Annotated in this window: 20 protein-coding genes; 11 read left to right on the forward strand and 9 right to left on the reverse strand. The window is 70.7% G+C overall.

Features of this window, described 5'->3' with window-relative positions:
* Positions 1-68: 68 nt before the first annotated feature.
* Positions 69-653, reverse strand: coding sequence for a TetR/AcrR family transcriptional regulator (locus H5411_RS25190; RefSeq protein ID WP_101439846.1), 585 nt, complete (start codon positions 651-653; stop codon positions 69-71).
* An 87-nt stretch (positions 654-740) separates the two neighbouring features.
* On the opposite strand from H5411_RS25190, the gene H5411_RS25195 reads away from it, so the two are divergent.
* Positions 741-1,784, forward strand: coding sequence for a ferrochelatase (locus H5411_RS25195; RefSeq protein ID WP_101439847.1), 1,044 nt, complete (start codon positions 741-743; stop codon positions 1,782-1,784).
* A 322-nt stretch (positions 1,785-2,106) separates the two neighbouring features.
* Here the strand turns inward: H5411_RS25195 and H5411_RS25200 are convergent, their stop codons facing one another.
* On the reverse strand, positions 2,107-2,904 hold the full coding sequence (locus tag H5411_RS25200; protein ID WP_101439848.1) for a hypothetical protein: 798 nt from the start codon (positions 2,902-2,904) through the stop codon (positions 2,107-2,109).
* A 100-nt stretch (positions 2,905-3,004) separates the two neighbouring features.
* On the opposite strand from H5411_RS25200, the gene H5411_RS25205 reads away from it, so the two are divergent.
* Both H5411_RS25205 and H5411_RS25210 read left to right on the forward strand, forming a co-directional pair.
* Complete coding sequence (locus H5411_RS25205) at positions 3,005-4,402, forward strand: ATP-binding protein (RefSeq protein WP_183125227.1); 1,398 nt, start codon at positions 3,005-3,007, stop codon at positions 4,400-4,402.
* On the forward strand, positions 4,402-6,360 hold the full coding sequence (locus tag H5411_RS25210; protein ID WP_101439850.1) for a vWA domain-containing protein: 1,959 nt from the start codon (positions 4,402-4,404) through the stop codon (positions 6,358-6,360). Before H5411_RS25205 ends, H5411_RS25210 begins: the two co-directional genes overlap by 1 nt.
* Positions 6,361-6,430: 70 nt before the next feature.
* Here the strand turns inward: H5411_RS25210 and H5411_RS25215 are convergent, their stop codons facing one another.
* On the reverse strand, positions 6,431-7,744 hold the full coding sequence (locus tag H5411_RS25215; protein WP_183125228.1) for a cytochrome P450: 1,314 nt from the start codon (positions 7,742-7,744) through the stop codon (positions 6,431-6,433).
* A gap of 117 nt (positions 7,745-7,861) precedes the next feature.
* Here H5411_RS25215 and H5411_RS25220 point away from each other — a divergent pair, with 117 nt between their 5' ends.
* Both H5411_RS25220 and mshC read left to right on the forward strand, forming a co-directional pair.
* A complete protein-coding gene (locus H5411_RS25220; RefSeq protein ID WP_183125229.1) occupies positions 7,862-8,626 on the forward strand; it encodes a MerR family transcriptional regulator in 765 nt (254 codons plus the stop codon).
* A gap of 81 nt (positions 8,627-8,707) precedes the next feature.
* A complete protein-coding gene (gene mshC, locus H5411_RS25225) occupies positions 8,708-9,946 on the forward strand; it encodes a cysteine--1-D-myo-inosityl 2-amino-2-deoxy-alpha-D-glucopyranoside ligase (RefSeq protein WP_183125230.1) in 1,239 nt (412 codons plus the stop codon).
* Positions 9,947-10,016: 70 nt separating this feature from the next.
* Here the strand turns inward: mshC and H5411_RS25230 are convergent, their stop codons facing one another.
* A complete protein-coding gene (locus H5411_RS25230; RefSeq protein ID WP_183125231.1) occupies positions 10,017-11,642 on the reverse strand; it encodes an ABC-F family ATP-binding cassette domain-containing protein in 1,626 nt (541 codons plus the stop codon).
* Between the two features lie 271 nt (positions 11,643-11,913).
* On the opposite strand from H5411_RS25230, the gene H5411_RS25235 reads away from it, so the two are divergent.
* From H5411_RS25235 to H5411_RS25245, 3 genes are read left to right on the forward strand one after another with little or no spacing between them, the layout of a single operon-like run.
* Entirely contained in the window at positions 11,914-12,498 is a 585-nt protein-coding gene (locus H5411_RS25235; protein WP_183125232.1) for an ArsR/SmtB family transcription factor, read from the forward strand.
* Positions 12,495-13,751: an MFS transporter gene (locus tag H5411_RS25240; protein ID WP_101439856.1), complete on the forward strand. Its 1,257-nt coding sequence runs from the start codon at positions 12,495-12,497 to the stop codon at positions 13,749-13,751. The genes H5411_RS25235 and H5411_RS25240 overlap by 4 nt, the downstream gene beginning before the upstream one ends.
* Positions 13,715-14,545: a metallophosphoesterase family protein gene (locus tag H5411_RS25245; protein ID WP_101439857.1), complete on the forward strand. Its 831-nt coding sequence runs from the start codon at positions 13,715-13,717 to the stop codon at positions 14,543-14,545. The genes H5411_RS25240 and H5411_RS25245 overlap by 37 nt, the downstream gene beginning before the upstream one ends.
* Positions 14,546-14,596: 51 nt before the next feature.
* On the opposite strand, the gene H5411_RS25250 is transcribed toward H5411_RS25245, so the two are convergent.
* Positions 14,597-14,749, reverse strand: coding sequence for a hypothetical protein (locus H5411_RS25250; protein ID WP_158242568.1), 153 nt, complete (start codon positions 14,747-14,749; stop codon positions 14,597-14,599).
* A gap of 285 nt (positions 14,750-15,034) precedes the next feature.
* Positions 15,035-15,946: a PAC2 family protein gene (locus H5411_RS25255; RefSeq protein WP_101439859.1), complete on the reverse strand. Its 912-nt coding sequence runs from the start codon at positions 15,944-15,946 to the stop codon at positions 15,035-15,037.
* Positions 15,947-16,098: 152 nt separating this feature from the next.
* Here H5411_RS25255 and H5411_RS25260 point away from each other — a divergent pair, with 152 nt between their 5' ends.
* The 3 genes from H5411_RS25260 (at position 16,099) to hisG (ending at position 17,994) form a co-directional block, all read left to right on the forward strand.
* The gene (locus tag H5411_RS25260) at positions 16,099-16,785 is read left to right on the forward strand and encodes an HAD family hydrolase (RefSeq protein WP_101439860.1); all 687 of its coding nucleotides are present in this window, start codon (positions 16,099-16,101) and stop codon (positions 16,783-16,785) included.
* 64 nt (positions 16,786-16,849) lie between these two features.
* Entirely contained in the window at positions 16,850-17,113 is a 264-nt protein-coding gene (locus H5411_RS25265) for a phosphoribosyl-ATP diphosphatase (RefSeq protein WP_033287726.1), read from the forward strand.
* Between the two features lie 35 nt (positions 17,114-17,148).
* A complete protein-coding gene (gene hisG, locus H5411_RS25270) occupies positions 17,149-17,994 on the forward strand; it encodes an ATP phosphoribosyltransferase (RefSeq protein WP_183125233.1) in 846 nt (281 codons plus the stop codon).
* A 65-nt stretch (positions 17,995-18,059) separates the two neighbouring features.
* Here the strand turns inward: hisG and H5411_RS25275 are convergent, their stop codons facing one another.
* The 3 genes from H5411_RS25275 to H5411_RS25285 all read right to left on the reverse strand — a co-directional run bounded on the left by H5411_RS25275 (position 18,060) and on the right by H5411_RS25285 (position 20,739).
* Positions 18,060-18,995, reverse strand: coding sequence for a ParA family protein (locus tag H5411_RS25275; protein ID WP_101439862.1), 936 nt, complete (start codon positions 18,993-18,995; stop codon positions 18,060-18,062).
* Positions 18,996-19,057: 62 nt separating this feature from the next.
* On the reverse strand, positions 19,058-19,849 hold the full coding sequence (locus H5411_RS25280; protein ID WP_101439863.1) for a thioesterase family protein: 792 nt from the start codon (positions 19,847-19,849) through the stop codon (positions 19,058-19,060).
* Positions 19,849-20,739, reverse strand: coding sequence for a RecB family exonuclease (locus tag H5411_RS25285; protein WP_101439864.1), 891 nt, complete (start codon positions 20,737-20,739; stop codon positions 19,849-19,851). Before H5411_RS25285 ends, H5411_RS25280 begins: the two co-directional genes overlap by 1 nt.
* Positions 20,740-20,803: the final 64 nt, after the last annotated feature.

Below are 20,803 nucleotides of genomic sequence, written 5' to 3' on the forward strand. Positions count from 1 at the left end.
TGGTGCTCCGATGTGGCAGTGGGTGGGTCTGGCGTACCGAGCGCCGTGTCCTGGTTGTGGGTGGTCAGTCAGCGTCTGGCGACTGCGCTTGTCGCGATTTCTGCTACTGACGTCAGGGCTTCTCGTTCTGCGCCGCGTCGGGACATTGTTCTCAGTCCGGAGATGGTGGCGTGGATGAAGTTCGCGATGTCGGCGGCGTCGCGGTCGCGGGTGACGCTGCCGTCCGCTTGTCCGGTGCGGGCGAAGTGGACCAGGGCGGACAGATGTGCTTCGGTGTCGGCGTTTATCTGCGCAGCGACTTCCGGGTCGGTGGTGCCGAATTCGGCGATGGTGTTCACCATCAGGCAGCCGCGTCTGCCGTTTTCGAGTTCGTCGTCGATCGTCGAGGCCAGGAGCAGGCGGATGGCGCCGAGGCCGTCCGGTGCGTTGTCCAGCAGGGCTTCCCGCAGCCGGATGCCGCGGTGCGAGTAGTGGTCCAGCACGCGCCGGAACAGTTCGTGCTTGCTGGAAAACGTGTTGTAGATGCTGCTGCGGCCGAGTCCGGTGGCGGCGCACAGTTCCTCGGTCGACGTCGCTTCGTATCCTCGCGCCCAGAAGGCGTTCATGGCGCCTTCGAGTGCTTCGGTCTCGTCGAACTCTCGTGGCCTCGGCATGTTCCCCACCCTAACACATTTTGGACAGAGCAATACATAACTGGGCCGCCGGGGCGTGCGGGGCGACACAGGGGCAGGATGAGCACCGTGGGTTACGACGCGTTGCTATGGCTTTCGTTCGGCGGTCCGGAGGGACCCGACGAGGTGATGCCGTTCCTGGAGAACGTCACCCGGGGCCGGGGCGTGCCGCGCGAGCGGCTGCTCGAGGTCGCCGAGCACTACCAGCACTTCGGCGGGGTCTCGCCGATCAACCGGCTCAACCGGGCCGCGATCGCCGCGGTCGAGAAACAGCTCGCGGCCGAGAGCATCGAGCTTCCGGTGCACTTCGGCAACCGCAACTGGGCGCCGATGGTCGAGGACACCGTGGCTCAGATGAAAGACGCGGGCGTGCGGCGCGCGCTGGTGTTCCCGACGAGCGCGTACGGCGGCTACTCCGCGTGCCGCCAGTACGACGAGGACATCGAACGAGCCCGCGCCGCCGTCGGCGAAGGCGCGCCGGAACTGGTCAAGCTGCGCCAATTCTTCGACCACCCGCGGTTCGTCGCCGCGGTCGCCGACGCGGTCCGCGCCGCCCACGCCAAACTCGGCGACCGTCCCGGCACCCGCACGGTTTTCACGGCCCACTCGATCCCGGAAAGCGCCGACCTCGCCTCCGGCCCGCCCTCCGAAGGCGGCCGCCGCTACTCGCGCCAGATCGCCGAAGCCGCCCGCCTCGTGGCCGCTGAAGCAGGAATCGCCGAGTACGACGTCGTCTGGCAGTCGCGCTCCGGCCCGCCCCAGATTCCGTGGCTGGAACCGGACATCGTCGACCACATCGACGCCCTGCACGCCCAAGGCGTGGAATCCGTGGTGGTCAGCCCGATCGGCTTCGTCGCGGACCACCTGGAAGTAATCTGGGACCTGGACAACGAAGCCGCCGACCGCGCCGCCGAACACGGCATGGCCTTCGCCCGCGCCGCCACGCCGGACGCGTACCCGAGGTTCGCGGAAATGGTGGTGGAACTGGTCCGCGAACACCTGGACGACGCCCCCGCGCGGAAACTCTCCCCCTTCCCGGCGGCTGGCTGCACCCTCAACGGCGCCCCCTGCGCCGTCGGCTGCTGCGAACCGCCCCGCCGCCCCAGCCGCTGACCAAGTTCGTTGCCGCAACCGCACCGAATGCGGCATCGGCGCCCCAGCCCCGGCCGCGAACCGCAACCGACCCTCTACAGCCCCTGCCCAACCCACTGCCAACCGGCGCTGGTGCACCCGACCGACCAGGCACCCAGACCCACCCCTGCACCCCGATACGAAGCCCGCATGCGGTCTGAGGGTGCTTGTCAAGGCATCTTTCCCGCCTTGACAAGCACCCTCAGACCGTCATGACAATCAAGCTTCGGGGTGCCCCACGCAACCACCGACCCCCTACGAAACCGCACCAGCAGGACGGCCGAAACCGCACCAGCAGCACGGGCTAAACCTGCCGATCCCCCTGCTCAGCAAAAACCCGCACCGCCTCATTGACCGACGCAGTCCGCGCCCCCCGAACCGCTTCCGCCAACGGCCGCAACGCCTCCGCCCGCCGGTTCACCGCCGACGCCGACAACGCGCCCCCAGGATCATCCGCCTGCGCCACCGCGAGAATCGCCGAAATCTCCTCCGCCCGCTGCAGCACCCGCAACGCCCGCCCCGGCGTCCCGGCAGGCCACTCGACCTGCGGCCGAGCCCGCAAATGCGCGGACAACTCCGCCCGCACCCCCGGCCGGTCGCTCGCCACATCCAACGCCTGCAACGCCCCGGCGCTGGCCCGGATGGCGTCGGTCAACCCGTGCTCAGCGTCCGGCAACGGCTGATACTCCAGCGAAGCCGGTGCGGCGAGCGAATACACCGTCCACCGCATGAGCCCCTCGGCGATCGACTCGGGCACCAACCCGAACCCCAGCCCGGTCAACACCACAGCCTCGCCGCACCGCAACGCCGCCTCCGCGAACGGCCCGCCGCCGCCCAGGCCGCGCACATCGCCCGGAACCGGCAGCACCAGCTGGACGCTCACCGCACCCTGCGCCCGCAGCGCGAGCAGCAGCTGCACCGGAGTCGCCGCCCGGTGGAACGCGAGCGGGAGATCGAACGCGTCGGCCGCGGCGGGATCGGCCGCGACGACGTCGTGGGCCTCGGCCCAGTCCTGCAAGGCGTCGAGGACGTCGTCGGACGCCGCGGCCCCGTTCAGCCACGCGGAGGACCAGACGGCGAGGGTCGCACTGGGTCGGCACACGACTGCTCATTTTACCGGTTCCTCCCGGCTCCGCCGATCCCCGCCCGGCTGGAGCCGCTCCACATCGACGGATGCCGGAACGGTCAGTAGCGTCGAAGGGGTGAACGCTGTTCCCGACGCTCTTCCCCGTACTGCCGGCGAGCTCCGCGCCGCCGGATACGCCCCGCGCCCGATCGCGCGGGAGATCCACGACAACCTGCTCGCCGCGCTGCGCGAGGGCCGCGACGCCTGGCCTGGCATCGTCGGCTTCTCCCGCACCGTGCTGCCCCAGCTCGAACGCGCCCTGCTCGCCGGCCACGACGTCGTCCTGCTCGGCGAACGCGGCCAGGGCAAAACCCGCCTGCTGCGCACCCTGGCCGGCCTGCTCGACGAGTGGACCCCGGTCATCGAGGGCTCCGAACTGGGCGAACACCCGCTCGAGCCGATCACGCCCGCCTCGATCCGCCGCGCCGCCGAACTCGGCGACGACCTGCCGGTGGCCTGGCGGCACCGCAGCGAGCGCTACACCGAAAAGCTGGCCACGCCGGACACGAGCGTGGGCGACCTGATCGGCGACGTCGACCCGGTGAAGGTGGCGCAGGGTCGCAGCCTCGGCGACCCGGAGACCATCCACTTCGGACTCGTGCCGCGCGCGCACCGCGGCATCGTCGCCATCAACGAGCTGCCCGACCTGGCCGAGCGGATCCAGGTCGCGCTGCTGAACGTCATGGAGGAACGCGACATCCAGGTCCGCGGCTACACGCTGCGGCTGCCGCTGGACGTGCTCCTCGTCGCCACCGCCAACCCCGAGGACTACACCAACCGCGGCCGGATCATCACGCCGCTGAAGGACCGCTTCGGCGCGGAAATCCGCACGCACTACCCGCTCGACGTCGAGTCCGAGGTCGCCGTGGTGCGCCAGGAGGCGAACCTCGTCGCGGAGGTCGGCGAGCCGTTGCTGGAGGTGCTGGCCCGGTTCGTGCGCAACCTGCGCGAGTCGCCGGTGATCGACCAGCGTTCCGGCGTGTCCGCCCGGTTCGCGGTGGCGGCGGCCGAAACCGTCGCGGCGGCCGCGCTGCGCCGGGCCGCGGTGACGGGGGAGGACCCGGCGGTCGCCCGGCCGGTCGACCTCGACGCCGTGCCCGCCGTGCTGCGCGGCAAGGTCGAGTTCGAACCCGGCGAGGAAGGCCGCGAGGTCGAGCACCTCGTGCACCTGATGCGCCGCGCGATCGCGGAAACCGCTCGCGAACGCTTCGCCGGACTGGACCTGCGCCCGCTGTCGGACGCGGTGGCGGACGGCCACCTGGTCGCCACCGGCGAGCGCGTGCCCGGCGCGGAAGTTCTCGCCGCGCTGCCGGAACTGCCGGTGCTGCACGAGGTCGCCCAGCGGGCCGGAGTGTCCGCGGACGAACCGGCCGGCCGGATCGCGGCCGCGGTCGAACTGGCCCTGGAGTCGCTGTTCCTCGCCCGCAGACTGGCGAAGGACTCCGACGACGGCACGACGGTGTACGGCGAATAATGCCGCTCTTACCGGAGGGATATTCCTACGGCCCGTGGCACGACGGGCCGGATCCGCTGGCCCCGCCCGCGGACCTGCGGGACGCGCTGGACGAGATCGGCCGCGAGGTCATGGGCGGCTCGTCCCCGCGTTCGGCGCTGGAGGAGTTGCTGCGCCGCGGCACCGAACGCACCGCCGGGCTCGACGAGCTGACCCGTCAGCTGTGGCAGCGCCGTTCGCAGATCCAGCGGCGGCACCGGCTGGACGGCACGCTGCGGGAAGTCCAGCAGCTGCTGCAGGAAGCGCTGCAAGCCGAGCGCCGGGAACTCTTCCCGGACCCCGACGACGAGGCCCGCTTCCGCGAGGCACAGCTGGACGCGCTGCCGCCCGGCACCGCCGCAGCTGTTCGCGAGTTGAACGAGTACGACTGGCGTTCCGACGAAGCCCGGCAGAAGTACGAGCAGATCCGCGACCTCCTCGGCCGCGAGATGCTGGACGCGCGGTTCCAGGGCATGAAGCAGGCGATGCAGAACGCCGGCCCCGAGGACGTCGAGCGGATCAACCAGATGCTCGGCGACCTCAACGCGCTGCTCTCCGCGCACGCCCAGGGCGCGAGCGACATCGGCGAACGCTTCGCCGAGTTCATGCGGCGGCACGGCGAGTTCTTCCCGGAGAACCCGCAGAACGTCGACGAGCTGATCGACGTTCTGGCCGCCCGTTCCGCCGCCGCGCAGCGCATGCTGAACTCGATGTCCGAGGAACAACGGGCCGAGCTGGCCGAGCTGGCCCAGCAAGCCTTCGGCGACCCGAGGCTGGCGCAGCAACTGTCCGCTTTGGACTCCCAGCTGCGCGCGTTGCGGCCGGGGGAGGACTGGACGTCGTCCTCGCGCTTCCGCGGCCAGGACCCGCTGGGTCTCGGCGAAGGCGCACAGGCGATGGCCGACCTGGCGGAGCTGGACGCCCTCGCCGAGCAACTGGGCCAGTCGTATCCCGGCGCCCGCTTGGAAGACATCGACCTGGAGGCGCTGGAACGCCAGCTCGGGCCGGACGCGGGGGTCGACGCCCGTCGTCTGTCCGAACTGGAACGAGAACTGCGCCAGCAGGGCTTGTTCGAACGCGCCGCGGACGGCACCCTGCGCCTGTCTCCCAAGGCATTGCGCCGGCTTGGCGAGACCGCACTGTCCGATGTGGTCAATTCGCTGCGGGGCAAAACCGGGGAACGCGAGACCGAGTCCGCGGGCGCAGCGGGCGAACCGACCGGTTCGAGCCGCCCCTGGCGGTTCGGGGACATGCAACCCTGGGATGTCCCGCGGACCGTGCGCAACGCCGTCCTGCGCTCGACCGCGGTCGGTGCGGGGAGTGTTCGGCTCGACGTCGAGGACGTCGAAGTCATCGAGACCGAACACCGCTCTCGTGCCGCGGTAGCGCTGCTGGTCGACACGTCGTGGTCCATGGTTCAGGAGGGCCGCTGGCTGCCGATGAAGCGGACCGCGCTGGCCCTGCACCAGCTGATCAGCACCAGGTTCCGCAACGACGCTCTGCAGCTGATCACCTTCGGCCGCTACGCGATGCCGGTGGAACTGCCGGAACTGGTCGGTCTCGAAGGCACCTGGGAGCAAGGCACCAACGCCCACCACGCGCTGCTGCTGGCCGGACGCCACCTGCGTCGTCACCCAGACGCCCAGCCGGTGGTCCTGATGGTCACCGACGGAGAACCCACCGCTCACCTGGAACCCGACGGCGAAGCGGAATTCTCCTACCCGCCGGAACCGGCGACCATCTACAAGACACTGTCCGAAGTGGACAGAATCGCCAAACTGGGCGCGTCCGTCACCGTCTTCCGGCTGGGAGACGACCCGCGCTTGGAAGCCTTCGTGGACACGATCGCCCGCCGCTCCGGCGGTCGCGTCGTGGCCCCGGACCTGGACGGCCTGGGCGCGGCCGTTGTGGGGGACTACCTCCGCACCCGCCGCCGCTGACCGGCTCAGACAACGGTCCGTGAAGGGCTCCTTGAGGGAATCACATTCCCTCAAGGAGCCCTTCACGGACTTACCGGCGGTGCACCATGATCCGTGCGCCATCCCCGGGCACGAGGGTGATGTGACGGGTCTTCGTCCGTTCCGGACGGGGACTGGGCGCGCTGACCCGGTAACGCGTGAACAGCTCCCGCAGCACGATCGTCGCTTCCAGCAAGGAGAATCCCGCCCCGAGACACCGTCGTGCGCCGCCGCCGAACGGGAACCAGCTGCCAGCGGGCGGACCGCTGCCGAGGAACCGCGTCGGATCGAACACTTCGGGCGACGGGTGATGTTCCGCGTCCGCGTGAATCATCGAAATCGACGGCAGCACCATGTACCCGGCCGGAACGGTATACGGCCCGACCTGGACATCCTTGGTCAGCTTCCGCGAAACCTCGGAGATGATCGGCCGCAGCCGCGTCGCTTCCTTCGCGACCGCTTCCAGGTACTTCTCGTCGCCCTCGTCGGCGGCGCGAGTGGTCGCCGCGGCGGTCACCGGGTCCCGGGCCAGCTCGTGCAGCGCCCAAGCGAGCGCGGTAGCGGTGGTCTCGTGCCCGGCCAGCAGCAACGTGATCAGCTGGTCGCGCAGCTCGAGGTCGCTGAGCTGATCGTCGCCGGGCACGGTCAGCAACCGGGACAGCACATCGGTCCGCTCGGCCAGATCCGGCGCCGCCCGCCGCTCGGCGATCTCCGCGTACAGCAACTGGTCGACCCGCTCCTGCCGCCCCCGATTCCGCCGCCAGGGCCCGAACTTCTGCAGCGCCGGGCTGTGCCAGCCGAAAAGGTCCAGCGCGCTGATGTCGACGACCTGTTCCAGCGCCACACGCAACTCCGCCAGCCGAGGCCCGTCGGTCACGCCGAAAACGACTCGCAGGATCACTTCCAGCGTCAGCGCCCGCATCCGGTCGTGCACCCGGAACGCCCGGCCCCGCGGCCACCGCTCCAGTTCCGCGACGGTCAGCTCGGCGACCATGTCGCGGTACCCGCGCATCGCCGCCCCGTTGAACGCGGGCATCAGCAGTTTCCGCGCCCTGCGGTGCTCTTCCTCGTCGGTGAGCAGCACCGAATGCGCTCCCAGCATGGGTTTGAGCACCATGTTTCCCTCGCCGGCATGGAACGTCTCGACCGGACCGGCGAAGATCTCGCGGACCAGGTCGAGGTTGCCCACCAGCACCACCGACCGCTCCGGGTACAGCTTCAGCCGCACGACGTCGCCGTAGCGTCGGCGCAGCAGCGGCAGCAGGGCGTTGCGGAAAGCGCCGAAGAGGGCGGTTTGCACCGCGAGAGGCAGTCGCGGACCGGGCGGAAGAGCGGAGCGGCCGCGGATCGGCGTGCGCAGTGCCATTCTTCGTTCGTACTCGCGCCGGACTGAGGTGTCCACCACACTTGACCCTCACGCGACGTGAGGCGCGATCGTGGTTTCTCGCAAGGGCCATTCGGCCGAAGAAACAGGGGGAGAGCGATGGGCTACCGGGTGGGCGAGGTCGCGGCGCTGGCCGGTGTCACCGTGCGCACGCTGCACCACTACGACGAGATCGGGCTGCTGTCGCCGAGCGGGCGGACCGCGGCCGGCTACCGGCGCTACGACAGCGCGGATCTCGACCAGTTGCAGCGGATCCTGCTCTACCGGGAGCTCGGCTTTCCCCTGGAGACGATCGCGGCCGTGCTCGCGGATCCGGGAACCGACGCCGACGCCCACCTGAAACGGCAGCGGGAGCTGCTGGTGGCGCAGGCGGACCGGATCGCGCACATGGTCGCGGCCGTCGACCGATTGCTGGAGGCGAGAGCCATGGGCAACGCGTTGACGCCCGAGGAGAAGTTCGAAGTGTTCGGCGGGTTCCGGGAGCCGGAAGGCTACGCGGAGGAGGCGGTCCGGCGCTGGGGTTCCACGCCGGAGTGGCAGCAGGCGCGGCTGCCGGACACCAAGCAGGAGTGGGCCGAGGCGGAGCGGCGGCGGAAGGACTGGGTCAGCCGCTTGGTCGCGCTGGTCGACGCGGGTGCGCCCGCGGACGGTCCGGAGGCGGGCCAGCTCGCCGAGGAGCACCGGGCGATGCTGTCCGCGGTGATGGGGGAGTGCGGGTACGAGATGCAGCAGCGCATCGCGGACCTGTACGCGGACGAGCCCGCGCAACTGGCGTTCCTCGTCCGGGAGGACGAGCAGCGGCCCGGCATCGGGGCGTACGTGCGTGACGCCGTCCGGGCGAACGCCGTCCGGCAGCGGCTCTGACCGTTCCGGTAGGAGGGACCGCGCGGCGGTCTCTCCCACCGGGTGGGAAAGCGGACGGACGTCACGCTTACAGTCGGAGGCATGCAGACTTGGTCATCCGTCGCCGTGCCCCGGCTGCCCGGCGCCCCCCGCCCCCTCCGGCTCCACGACACCGCGACCGGGCAGGTCCGCCCGACGGCTCCCGGCGCCGCCGCCCGGATGTACGTCTGCGGCATCACCCCCTACGACGCCACCCACCTCGGCCACGCCGCCACCTACCTCGCGTTCGACCTGGTCAACCGGGTGTGGCGGGACAACGGGCACGAGGTGCACTACGTCCAGAACGTCACCGACATCGACGAGCCGCTGCTGGAGCGCGCGGAACGCGATTCGGACGACTGGATCGTGCTCGGCATGCGCGAAACGGCGCTGTTCCGCGAGGACATGGAGGCGCTGCGGGTGCTGCCGCCGCGGCAGTTCGTCGGCGCCGTGGAGGCGATCCCGGAGATCGTCGAGGTGATCGCGAAGTTGCTCGCCGACGGCAGCGCCTACCGCGCCGACGACGCCGAGTTCCCGGACATCTACTTCGACCACAACGCGACCGGCCGGTTCGGCTACGAATCGAACTACGACGCCGAGACCATGGCGAAGTTCTTCGCCGAGCGCGGCGGCGACCCGGACCGTCCCGGCAAACGGCACCCGCTGGACGCGCTGCTGTGGCGCGTCGCGCGCGAGGGCGAGCCGTCGTGGGAGTCGGAGCTGGGCGCCGGACGGCCGGGTTGGCACATCGAGTGCAGCGCGATCGCGGTGAACCGGCTCGGGCTCGGCTTCGACGTGCAGGGCGGCGGGTCCGACCTGATCTTCCCGCACCACGAGTACAGCGCGGCGCACGCCGAGGCCGTCGCCGCCGACCACCCGTTCGCCCGGCACTATGTGCACGCCGGGATGATCGGGCTCGACGGCGAGAAGATGTCGAAGTCCCGCGGCAACCTGGTCTTCGTGTCGCGGCTGCGCGCCGACGGCGTCGACCCGGCGGCGATCCGGCTCGCCCTGTTCGCCGGGCACTACCGCGAGGACCGGGCATGGACCGACCAGCTGCTGGTCGACGCCCAGGAGCGGCTGGCCCGCTGGCGCGAAGCGGTCGCGCTGCCGGCCGGGCCGGATGCGGAGGACACTGTCGCCCGGCTGCGCGACCACCTCTCCGACGACCTGAACACGCCAAAGGCCCTGACGGCGATCGACGCGTGGGTCACGTCGGCACTGCGCCGCGACGGCACCGATCAGGCCGCTCCGGGCCTGATCAAGGAGGCCGTGGACGCCTTGCTGGGCATCGTTCTCTAAACCCGCTCAGCACCGGACAGTGGCCGGACATCGATCCGGCCACTGTCCGCGCAGTGAACTGTATAACGACCTATACATCCTCGCGGTGGCCGTCCGCCAACGCGAGGTGGTCGCCTTCCCAACGGCGGCGCAACCACCGATCATGCGAAGCGAGGACGACCGCGCCCGGCGCGCTGTCGAGCGCTTCGGACAGCTCTTCGGCCAGGCTGAGCGACAGGTGGTTGGTCGGCTCGTCCAGCAACAGCACGTCCGGCGGCTCGGCGAGCAGCACCGCCAGCGCCAACCGGCGACGCTGGCCGACGGAAAGCTCGCCGACCGGACGATCGTGTTCCCTCGGCGGCAGCAACCCGAGAGTGGACAGCGAAGGCGCCGTTTCCCCGGCCGCGGCGCGGTACACCTCCTGCGCGGTCCGCTTCGGGCGAGCGAACGTGACATCCTGCTCCAGTAATCCCACTCGCACGCCGGGTCCGAAGTGGACAGTCCCGGCCGACGGCGTGAGCTGACCGGCCAGCACCGACAGCAGCGTGGATTTGCCCGCCCCGTTGCCGCCGGTCACGAGGAGCCGTGCGGTGCGATCCACATCCAGCTCGTCCAGCTCCACACGGCCCGGCACAGCGATGCCGCGCACCGACACCGCCGGGCCTTCGCCGCTGGTGTCCGCGGTGAGCGTGGCCCGAAACCGCAGCGGCGCGGGCGGTTTGCGGACTTGCTCGCGCTCCAGCGTCTCGAGCTTGAGTTGCGCGTTGCGGACGCGGCGGGAAATCTGCTTCTGCACGCGACCTGTCTTGAAGTCGTAGAGCATCTTCGCGTTGTCCCGCGGCGCACGGTTGTGCGCGACGCGGCGCGCGGTTCCGTGCACGGATTCCCGCAACTGCTTGAGTTCCTCCTGTTCTTCAGTGAACCGCTGTTCCCACCGCGCTCGTTCGGCCTTTTTCTGGCGGAGGTAGTCGGTGTAGCTGCCGCCGTAGCGCGTCGCGCCGCCGACGCGACGGTCCGCCGGAACCGGGTCCAGGTCCACGATGTCCGTGCAGACCGCGTCGAGGAACACGCGGTCGTGCGAGGACAGCACGACGACGCCGGTCAGCTCCGCGAGATGGCGTTCGAGGAACTCCATCGCGTTGTCGTCGAGGTGGTTGGTCGGCTCGTCGAGCAGCAGAATGCGCGGCCGCCGCACCAGCAGCGCGGCCAGCCCGAGCCGCGACCGCTGTCCGCCGGAGAGCGTGTGCAGCCACCGGTCGTGCTTGATGTCGCCGAGCCCGAGACCGGTGAGCACGAGGTCCGCGCGGCGGTCCGCGTCCCACAGGTCGTGGGCCTGCGCCCATTCCAGGACATGGCCGTACTCGCTGAGCACCTCCGGGTCGTCGGGGCGGTCGGCGAGCACCGCGGCCAGCTTGTCGAGCGTCGCGGCGGCGGTGCGGATCTCGGCGAGAGCCTCGTCGAGAACGTCGGAAACCGTTGCGGTGCCGGCGAACGGCAGTTCCTGGAAGAGGAAGCCGAGGTCGCCGTGCCGCACGACGTCGCCGGCGCGCGGGATTTCCAGTCCGGCGAGCAGCCGGAGCAAGGTGGATTTCCCGACCCCGTTTTCGCCGACGAGGCCGATCCGCCTCCCGGGCGACGCGACGAGCGAGACGCCGTTGAGGACGGTGCGGCCGCCGTAGCCGAACACGAGGTCGGAGGCGTGCAGGACAGTAGACATGAGTGAGCACCGGGCCTTTGCGGTGGAAGCGAAATCCCCGACGGGCAACGCGCGGCTTCCCGGGAGCAGGGCTCGACCGGGAGCGGCCTCGATGCGGGGAGGGCTCGGTTCAGCTGTCCATGATGGCCGGGAGCATAACGCGGAGCGCACGGTGCCTGGCAAACCGTTTTTTCGGGGCCGGGTAACCGCCCGGCTTGACGATCGACCTCCTGCCTGCAACTCTGAAAGAACAGTTTCGAAAGAAACCTTTCAGAGTTTGGACGGACGGCTGATGACCGAACTGCCCCCGAGGAAACGGGTCGACGACGTCGAGCTGCTGCGCGCGCTCGCCCACCCGCTGCGGTCCGCGCTGGTGCACCACCTGATGGCAGTCGGTCCGTCGACGGCGAGCGAATGCGCGGACGCGGTCGGCTCGACGGCGTCGAACTGCAGCTGGCATCTGCGCAAGCTGGCTGAACACGGCCTGGTCGAGCGGGCCGAGGGCGGCGACGGGCGGGAGCGGCCCTGGCGGGCGTGCCAGGTCGGGCTGGTGCTCGGCGGCTCGGGCGGCGACCCGGCGCTCACGGCGGCGCAGCTCGCGGTCGCCGGCACCGAGCTGGCCGAGGAGCAGGAACTGACCCAGCGGTACCTCGACACGGTCGAGCAGCTGGACGAGGAGTGGCGCGAGGCAAGCGGATTCTTCTCCTACGGCCTGAAAGCGACGCCCGAAGAGGTCACCGCGCTGACCAAGGCGATCGACGACCTGGTCCGGCCGTATGTCAGCACAATCCGCGAGGACGCGCCCGCGGACGCCCGCGCGGTCTTCCTCGGGATGCGCGCCTTCCGCCGGATCGGGCACGACGGGAAACCGGCGTGAGACGGCTGCTGGCCGCCCCGGGATTCGCCCGGCTCTGGGTTTCGGCGTTCTTCGGCGAGACGGCCGAATGGATGCTGCAGGTGGCGCTGCCGGTGTACCTGTTCGTCCGCACCGGATCCGCGGTCACGACCGCGTTGAGCATCGTGCTCGGGCTGCTGCCGGCGGTGCTGCTGAGCCCGGTCGCGGGGATCGTCGCCGATCGCTGGGACCGCCGGGTCGTGCTGGCGGCGGTGTGCGCCGGGCAGGCGCTCGTGGTGCTGCCGTTGCTCGCCAGCTCCGCGTTGCCGGTCCCGGCGGTTTACGCGGTGATGGCGGCGCAAGCAGGGCTGGCGTCGGTGTTCGAACCGGCGCGCAGTGCGCTGGTGCCGGAACTGGTCGGCGTCGAGGACGTCACCCCGGCGAACGGCCTGATGAGCGTGAACAGCAGCGTCGCGCGGCTCGCGGGCGGCTGGGCCGGGGGAGCGTTGCTGGGCTGGGGCGGGCTGGACCGCGTGATCGTCGGCTACCTCGTCGCGCTGGCGGCCGCGGGATTGCTGCTCGCGTTCCCGTTCCGGCGGGCGGCGGTGCGGAAGACCGCGCCCGACCGGACGGCCTGGCTCGCGGGCGTCCGTGATCTGGCGGGCAAGCGGCTCCGGGCGACGAGTGCGTCGGCGCTGCTGACTTCGCTCGCGCAGGGCATGTTCCTGGGGCTGTTCGTGGTGTTCGTGCTCGACATCCTGCGCGGGAGCGAGGCCGACGCCGGGCTGCTGCGCGGCGTGCAGGCAATCGGAGGCCTGGCGGCCGGGTTCGCGGTGGCGACGCTGGCCCGCCGGGTCGCGCCGGTGTTGTTGCAGGGCTGGGGGTTGGTCGCCGCGGGGCTGCTGTCGATGGCGATCTGGAATCTGCCGGGCGCGACGACCGTGCTCGGCGTGTACGTCGGGCTGTTCATGGCGGTCGGTGCGCCCGCCGTCGTGGCCGGTGCCGGGCTGCTGTCGCACGTGCAGGCGGAGACCGGCCCGGACCGGGCGGGACGGGTGCTGAGCACGGTCTACGCGCTGATGGCCGCGGGCACGGCGGCCGGTTCTCTGCTGGCCGGCGCGCTCGTCGCGGTGACCGGGCCGACAGTGCTGCTGAACGTGCAGGCAAGCCTCCACGTGAGCGCCGGGCTGGTCGTTCTGGGGTGGGGGAAGGGGCGGTCGCGGCGCTCCCGGACGCGGAAAGTCGTTACGGTGGACGAGTGCCGTCTCTCTTCGCCACCAGCGACCTCCACGTGACCCACGAGGGCAACGGCCCGATCGTCGACGAGATCGTGCCCGACGATCCCGGCGACTGGCTGCTCGTCGCCGGAGACGTCGCCGAGTCCGCCAAGGTCGTCCGGGAGACGCTCGCGAGGCTGCGCGAGCGGTTCGCGAAGGTCGTGTGGGTCCCGGGCAACCACGAGCTGTGGACCACGCCGAACGACGAATGCCAGCTGCGCGGCCAGGCCCGGTACGAGTTCCTCGTGGAGCAGGTCCGGGCGATCGACGTGCTCACCCCCGAGGACGAGTTCCCGGTGTGGGACTTCGGCCCGGAGCCGCTGACCGTCGCGCCGCTGTTCGTGTTCTACGACTACAGCTGGCGCACCCCGGCGACGGAGGGCAAGACCCGCGAAGAAGCGCTCGCGCACGCCCGCGAGATCGGCGTCGTCTGCACCGACGAGTACTACCTGCACCCGGATCCGTACGAATCGCGTGCGGCCTGGTGCGAGCAACGGCTGAAGGTGTCCCGCGATCGGCTGGACGCGATCCCGGACGACCGCCGCACGATCCTGATGTCGCACTGGCCGCTGCACCGGCATCCGACGAACCCGTTGTACTACCCCGATTTCGCGCTCTGGTGCGGCACCACGCAGACCGAGGACTGGCACCTGCGCTACCGCGCCGAGCTGGCCGTGTACGGGCACCTGCACATCCCGCGCACGACCTCCGCGGACGGCGTGCGGTTCGAGGAGGTGTCGCTCGGCTATCCGCGGGAGTGGCGGAAGCGGGCACGCGGCGCGGTCCCGGTGCGGAAGCTGCTCACCGCCTGAGCCCGGACGCGACCGGACTGCCCGCGCGGCCCGGTCGCGTCGTGGTGCGGATCAGTCGAACGAGAGCCGACAGGCCGTCACCGCGACCTCAGCGGGAACGTAGGCGCGGTGCAGGACCCAGTAACACTCCTCGAACGTGGCGGCGTCGCACGCGTCGTGTGCGAGCCAGGGCTCGATGGCGTACTCGCCCACCGCGTAGTCCATGCAGGCGCCGAAATCATCCGCCTTCACCGGTGAAACCGGTGCCGCCGACGCGGTCCGCCGCTAGTGCCTTGGCGAACATGCTCGTACCTCCTGGTCCGCGCGATGTCGCTCGCGCCGGACCAGTCAACGAGACGCGCTCGGCGAGGCACCAGAGCAGCACGGGGCGATCAGTCAACGGCGCAGGCGCCGTCATCCCGCCGGGCGGCTCGGATTACTGTTCGTAGTTCGGCGATCACGGTGCGTTCCCTCGCCCGTGCACCCGGGAACACGCCTGCCCCGAACCGGTCAGCGGAGGCCGAACCCGCCGTCCTGCCCGGGCCGGCGCCGCCGCAGGTACCGCTCGAACTCGGCGGCGATCTTGTCGCCGGAGACCTCTTCCATGGTGAAGTCGGTCTCGGCGTCGCCGCGTTCCTCGAGGCTGCGCACGTACTCGCTGATTTCCTCGTCCTCGTCGGCCATCTCGCTGACCGTCTGCTGCCACTCCTCGGCCTGCTCCGGCAGCGCGCCCAGCGGGATCTCGACGTCGAGCACGTCCTCGAGCTTGTGCAGCAGCGCCAGCGTGGCCTTGGGCGACGGCGGGTGCGACACGTAGTGCGGCACCGCGGCCCAGATCGAGACCGCCGGGATGCCGACCTGCACGCAGTAGTCCTGCAGGATCCCGACGATCCCGGTCGGGCCCTGGTAGTTGCTCACCTCGAGCCGGTACTTGCTCGCGGTGTCCTTGTCGTAGGCCGTCCCGGTGACCGGGACGGGGCGGGTGTGCGCGGTGTCGGCCAGCAGGGCGCCGAGCGCGATCACCATCGACACGTCCAGTTCCTGGACGTGCTCCACGATCTCCGCGCAGAACTTCCGCCAGCGCATGTTCGGCTCCGGGCCCTGCACCAGCACGAGGTCGCGGTCGAAGCCCTCGGGACGGCAGACCGACAACCGGGTGGTCGGCCATTCGACCCTCCGGGTGATGCCGTCGACCATCTTCACCGTGGGGCGGCTGACCTGGAAGTCGTAGTAGTCGTCCGGCTCGAGTTCGGCCAGCGGCGTCGCGTCCCAGGTGAGCTGGAGGTGTTCGATCGCCTGGCTGGCCGCGTCGCCCGCGTCGTTCCAGCCTTCGAAGGCCAGGATCATGATCGGGCGCTGGGCATCGGCGCGGTCCTGCTCCGGGTCGCCGGGCCGCGGGGTGTCGTCGACAGGCTCACTCACCTGACCAGCCTACGGCCTTCGCCACCTACGCTGCGCAGCGTGTCCGCCCCCGCGTGTCACGGAGCGGGTGTGGCCCCGCTCACGGCGGCCCGCGTGGGACGCTGGAGGCGAGCGCGCCCGGCCGGAGCGGGCGCACCGGACAAGGAGAAACTGTGACTGCACCGTCCACTTCGGACGGATTGGCGGCTGTCCTCTGGGACATGGACGGCACCCTCGTCGATTCCGAGAAACTGTGGGACGTCGCGCTGTACGAGGCCGCCGAGGCGCTCGGCGGCACGCTTCCGGAGGAAATCCGGATGACGCTCGTGGGGTCCAACATGGACGCCACCGCCACCGTGCTGCTGGAGCAGACCGGCCGCCCGGTCACGCCGGAAGCGGTCGCGGAAACGGGGGAGTGGATCCGCCGCCGCACCGCCGGGCTGTTCGACGACGCGCTGCCCTGGCGTCCGGGCGCACGCGAGGCGCTGGCCGCGGTCCGCGCGGCCGGGCTCAAATCCGCGCTGGTCACCTCCACCGAACGGGCGCTCACCGAACTCGCGCTCGACACGATCGGGCGGGAGTTCTTCGACGTCACGGTCTGCGGCGACGAGGTCGACGGCCAGAACAAACCCCTCCCGCGGCCCTATCTGAAGGCCGCCGAACTGCTCGGCGTGGCCCCGGCGCGGTGCGTCGCGGTCGAGGACTCGCCGCCGGGCGCGGAGTCGGCCGAGAGCGCCGGCTGCACGGTGCTCGTGGTGCCCAACGACGTGGCCGTCCCGGACGGTCCGCGCCGGGTGTTCCGCACGTCGCTGGCCGGGGTCGGCGTGCCCGAGCTGGCCGCGCTGCTGCCGTCGCTGTGAACTCGGCGGCTTCCGGGTCACCCGGAAGGACGCGGACGAGCGCGGGATGAAAGGATCCGGTCCCGTGAAGACCTTCGATGAGCTGTTCGCGGAGCTTGCCGAGCGCGCGCGTACCCGTCCCGACGGGTCCGGCACCGTCGCCGCACTGGACGCCGGAGTGCACGCCCAGGGCAAGAAGGTGCTCGAAGAGGCGGGCGAGGTGTGGATCGCCGCCGAGCACGAATCCGACGACCGGCTCGCGGAGGAGATCTCGCAACTGCTGTACCGGGTGCAGGTGCTCATGCTCGGCCGGGGGATCTCGGCCGAGGACGTGTACCGCTACCTGTGACGCGCTCGCGCACCGGAGACCGAGGAGAGACCGAAATGCTGCGTGTTGCCGTGCCGAACAAGGGAGCCCTCGCCGCCGCGTCGGCGGAGATGCTTTCCGAGGCGGGCTACCGCAAGCGACATGACGGCAAGGACCTGACCGTGCTCGACCCGGTCAACGAGGTCGAGTTCTTCTTCCTCCGGCCGAAGGACATCGCCATCTACGTCGGTTCCGGCGAGCTGGACCTCGGCATCACCGGCCGCGACCTCGCGCTCGACTCGGGGGCCCCGGTCGAAGAGGTGCTCGCGCTCGGGTTCGGGGCGTCGACGTTCCGGTACGCCGCCCCCACCGGACGGGACTGGAAACCGGCCGACCTGCAGGGAAAGCGGCTCGCGACGTCCTACCCGCGGCTGGTCCGCGACGATCTCGCGCGGCACGGGGTCGAGGCGGAGGTGATCCGGCTCGACGGCGCGGTGGAGATCTCGATCCAGCTCGGCGTGGCGGACGCGATCGCGGACGTCGTCGAGTCCGGACGGTCGTTGCGGCAGCACAATCTGGTGGCGTTCGGGGATCCGATCTGCGCGTCCGAGGCGGTGTTGCTGCAGCGGGCCGGGAGCGACGGGTCGCGGGCCAAATCGCAGCTGGCGGCTCGGCTGCAGGGCGTGGTTTTCGCGCAGCACTACATGATGCTGGACTACGACTGCCCGCGGGAGATCCTCGACCAGGCCATTTCGATCACTCCGGGGCTGGAGTCGCCGACGGTGGCGCCGCTCGCGGACGAGAAATGGGTCGCGGTGCGGGCGATGGTGCCGCGCAAGGAAGTCAACCGGATCATGGACGAGCTGGCCGAAACGGGCGCCAAAGCGGTGCTGGCCTCGGACATCCGCTCGTGCCGGTTGTAGAAAACTCTTGAGCAGAGGGCGTCTTATCTTCGGGGAGACGCCCTCTGTCGCATGTGGACGGTGCGTCAGCGCGGGCGGTTCGGGCGTTTCGGCATCAGGTCGTACAGCTTCTTGCGCGCGCCGTTGTCGTTGACGTTCCGGGCGACCGCGACCTCGGAGATGAAGTCCTCGAAGACGAACTCGTCGTCGGCGGGAACCTCGGTGGGGCCCGGATTCTGCGCGAGGTAGCCGTCGAGAGTTTCGGCGATCTCCCGGAACGACACGGCCTGGATCGTCTCCGGCGCGAACGTCGTCACCGGGACGCCGTGCGCGGCCGCTTCGTTCATCACCACGCCCAGCGGGACGTGCGAGAGCATCGGCACGCCGAAGGAGTACATCTCCTGCAGCGCTGCCGCGGCGTAGTGCGAGATCGGGCGGCGGTACAGGCCGGGAACGATGCCGAACCAGGCGATCGGGGAGCGGCCGGTGGTCTGCTCCACGTACCGGACCTGCTCCGACAGCAGGCGCAGCGCGCGGATGCTCGTCTTGTCCGGCTGGACCGGCACCAGGATGCCGTGCGACGCCGCCAGCGCGTTGTTCGTCAGCACGTCCTGGGCGGGCGGGCAGTCGATGATCACATGGTCGTAGTGCGCGAACTGGATCACCCGCGCCAGCTGCCAGCCGGGCACCCGGAACTGGTCCAGCCTGCGGATCAGGTCGAACATCCCCGGCGACGTCGGGATCACGTCGAACGCTCCGCCCCGGCCCAGGTTGCTGCGCGGATGCGGCACGGCCAGCTGCTCGATCGGGCCCTTCCACAGCTTCGTCAGCGCCTTCGCCAGGCTCGGCGCGTCCGCCGGGACCTCGTCCATGCCGAGCATCTCGGTCGTCGCGTGCCCCTGCGGGTCGAGGTCGACGAGCAGCACCCGCCTGCCGCGTTCGGCGAGGGCCGCCGCCGCGCCCACGCTCAGCGAGGTTTTGCCCACCCCGCCCTTCTGGTTGACCACCGAGGTGATCTGCATGCCGGAGCGCTCCCTTGTCGATCGTTCCGCGAAGGCTATCGGACTCGCGCGCGCCAGGGCGCTCATCCGCCCCCGGCCTGTCGCGGACGCACCAGCAAAGCCTGCGCGCCGGTGCCGACCGGACCGGAACGATCGTGCAGCGTACTGGTCGCGCTGCCGATCCCGTGCGGCCCGACCAGCGTGACCGCGTCGAGCCCGATCCACTCGCCCTCGGGGATCCGGCGCAGGTGCACGGTGAGTTCCGAGTTGATGAACCACCACTCCGCCGCTGGAAGGAAGTGCGACACCCCGTTCCCGGAGTCCGCGATGGCGAACAGCCGTTGCAGGCCCGTCGGTTCCTCGCCGTCGACCAGCGGATACCGCTGCCGCGCCCACACCGCGGCCGGGCCCGGCGCGGAAATCGAGCCGCGGACCGAACGCCACTCGATCGCGTGCAGGTAACCGCCCTGCCAGTCGTCCGGGAAAGCCGCCTCGCTCCCCGCCTCGGCCGCGGGCAGCAGCGGACCGCCGTCGGTGGCGATCTCGGCGGTGTCGGACGTCGCGATCCGCCACCCCGACGCCCGCGCGACCGTCCGCCCGTTCGCGGACAGCTCGGACTGGACCAATTCCACCGTCCGGCCCGGCCGCTCGATCCACGACCGCTGCTCCAGCTCGCCCACCGGAGCCGGGCCGAGGATCTCGACCGTGACCCGGGCCAGCTGCGCCGGATGCTTCGCCTCCAGCCGCTCGAGCCCGCGCACGAGCAACGCCGACGGAGGGCCGAAATGCTGCGCTCCCGGGCTCCACGGGCCGCTGGTGTGCTCAGTCGCCTCGTAGCGGTCGCCGCCGAGCGGGAGGAAGAACGCGTCGCCCATCAGTCGGCCCGGTCCAGGGCCGTCTCCTCGCCCGGATCCGGCTCGGGCCAGCCCGGATACTCCGGCGGCGTCCCGCCGAACTCCGGGCAATGCGCCTGGTGATCGCACCACGAGCACAGCTTGCCCTTGTTGGGCCGGAAATCGCCGGTCTTGCCGGCCTTCAGGATCGCCTGCCAGATCGCTTCCAGCGTGCGCTCGAACCGGACCAGCTCCGCCTCGTCCGGCGTGTAGGCCAGCGACTGGCCGTCCGTGAGATACATCAGCTTCAGCTGGCGCGGCACGACCCCGCGCAACCGCCACAGCACCAGCGCGTAGAACTTCATCTGGAACAGCGCTTTGGCCTCGCCGATTTCCCGCGGGGCGGCACCGGTTTTGTAGTCCACCACGCGGATCTCGCCCGTCGGCGCGACATCCACCCGGTCGATGTACCCGCGCAGCAGCACGCCCGAGCCCAGCTCGATCTCCACGTGCAGCTCGCACGCCTCCGGCTCCAGCCGGCGCGGATCCTCCAGCTCGAAATACGCATCGAGCAGCTTTTCGGCCGAGGCCAGCCACTTGTCGGCCTCCCCGGGTTCGCCGTCCGCGAACAGCTCCGTCCATTCCGGACTCTCGGCGGACAGCTCCGACCACGTCGGCGCGAGCAGCTCCTTGGCCCGCGGAGCGACCCGTTCGGAGGCGGGGAGAGCGAAAAGCCGCTCCAGAACCGCGTGGACGAGCGTGCCGCGCAGCTGCGCCCGGGTGGGCACCTCCGGCAGCCGATCGACCGCGCGGAACCGGTAGAGAAGCGGGCACTGCTTGAAGTCGCTCGCCCGGGACGGCGACAGCGCGGGCCGCCTCCGGGCCGGCGCGTCGCCCTCGGGAGGAGTGGTGACCGTGGCGGTGTCGGACATGGCCAGAGCGTAACCCTGGGGTACGACAATTGTGTTTGCCCCGCCTTCGGCGGGGCGGGCGGGA

The sequence above is a fragment of the Amycolatopsis echigonensis genome (assembly GCF_014174495.1).
In the GTDB taxonomy this organism is placed as follows: domain Bacteria; phylum Actinomycetota; class Actinomycetes; order Mycobacteriales; family Pseudonocardiaceae; genus Amycolatopsis; species Amycolatopsis echigonensis.

Coding starts and splice junctions, on each gene's coding strand:
- H5411_RS25190 (WP_101439846.1), bottom strand. CDS start 653: ATGCCGAGGCCACGAGAGTTCGACGAGACCGAAGCACTCGAAGGCGCC.
- hisG (WP_183125233.1), top strand. CDS start 17,149: ATGCTGCGTGTTGCCGTGCCGAACAAGGGAGCCCTCGCCGCCGCGTCG.
- H5411_RS25275 (WP_101439862.1), bottom strand. CDS start 18,995: ATGCAGATCACCTCGGTGGTCAACCAGAAGGGCGGGGTGGGCAAAACC.
- H5411_RS25285 (WP_101439864.1), bottom strand. CDS start 20,739: ATGTCCGACACCGCCACGGTCACCACTCCTCCCGAGGGCGACGCGCCG.
- H5411_RS25215 (WP_183125228.1), bottom strand. CDS start 7,744: ATGGCACTGCGCACGCCGATCCGCGGCCGCTCCGCTCTTCCGCCCGGT.
- H5411_RS25235 (WP_183125232.1), top strand. CDS start 11,914: ATGACCGAACTGCCCCCGAGGAAACGGGTCGACGACGTCGAGCTGCTG.
- H5411_RS25230 (WP_183125231.1), bottom strand. CDS start 11,642: ATGTCTACTGTCCTGCACGCCTCCGACCTCGTGTTCGGCTACGGCGGC.
- H5411_RS25210 (WP_101439850.1), top strand. CDS start 4,402: ATGCCGCTCTTACCGGAGGGATATTCCTACGGCCCGTGGCACGACGGG.
- mshC (WP_183125230.1), top strand. CDS start 8,708: ATGCAGACTTGGTCATCCGTCGCCGTGCCCCGGCTGCCCGGCGCCCCC.
- H5411_RS25250 (WP_158242568.1), bottom strand. CDS start 14,749: ATGGACTACGCGGTGGGCGAGTACGCCATCGAGCCCTGGCTCGCACAC.
- H5411_RS25280 (WP_101439863.1), bottom strand. CDS start 19,849: ATGGGCGACGCGTTCTTCCTCCCGCTCGGCGGCGACCGCTACGAGGCG.
- H5411_RS25220 (WP_183125229.1), top strand. CDS start 7,862: ATGGGCTACCGGGTGGGCGAGGTCGCGGCGCTGGCCGGTGTCACCGTG.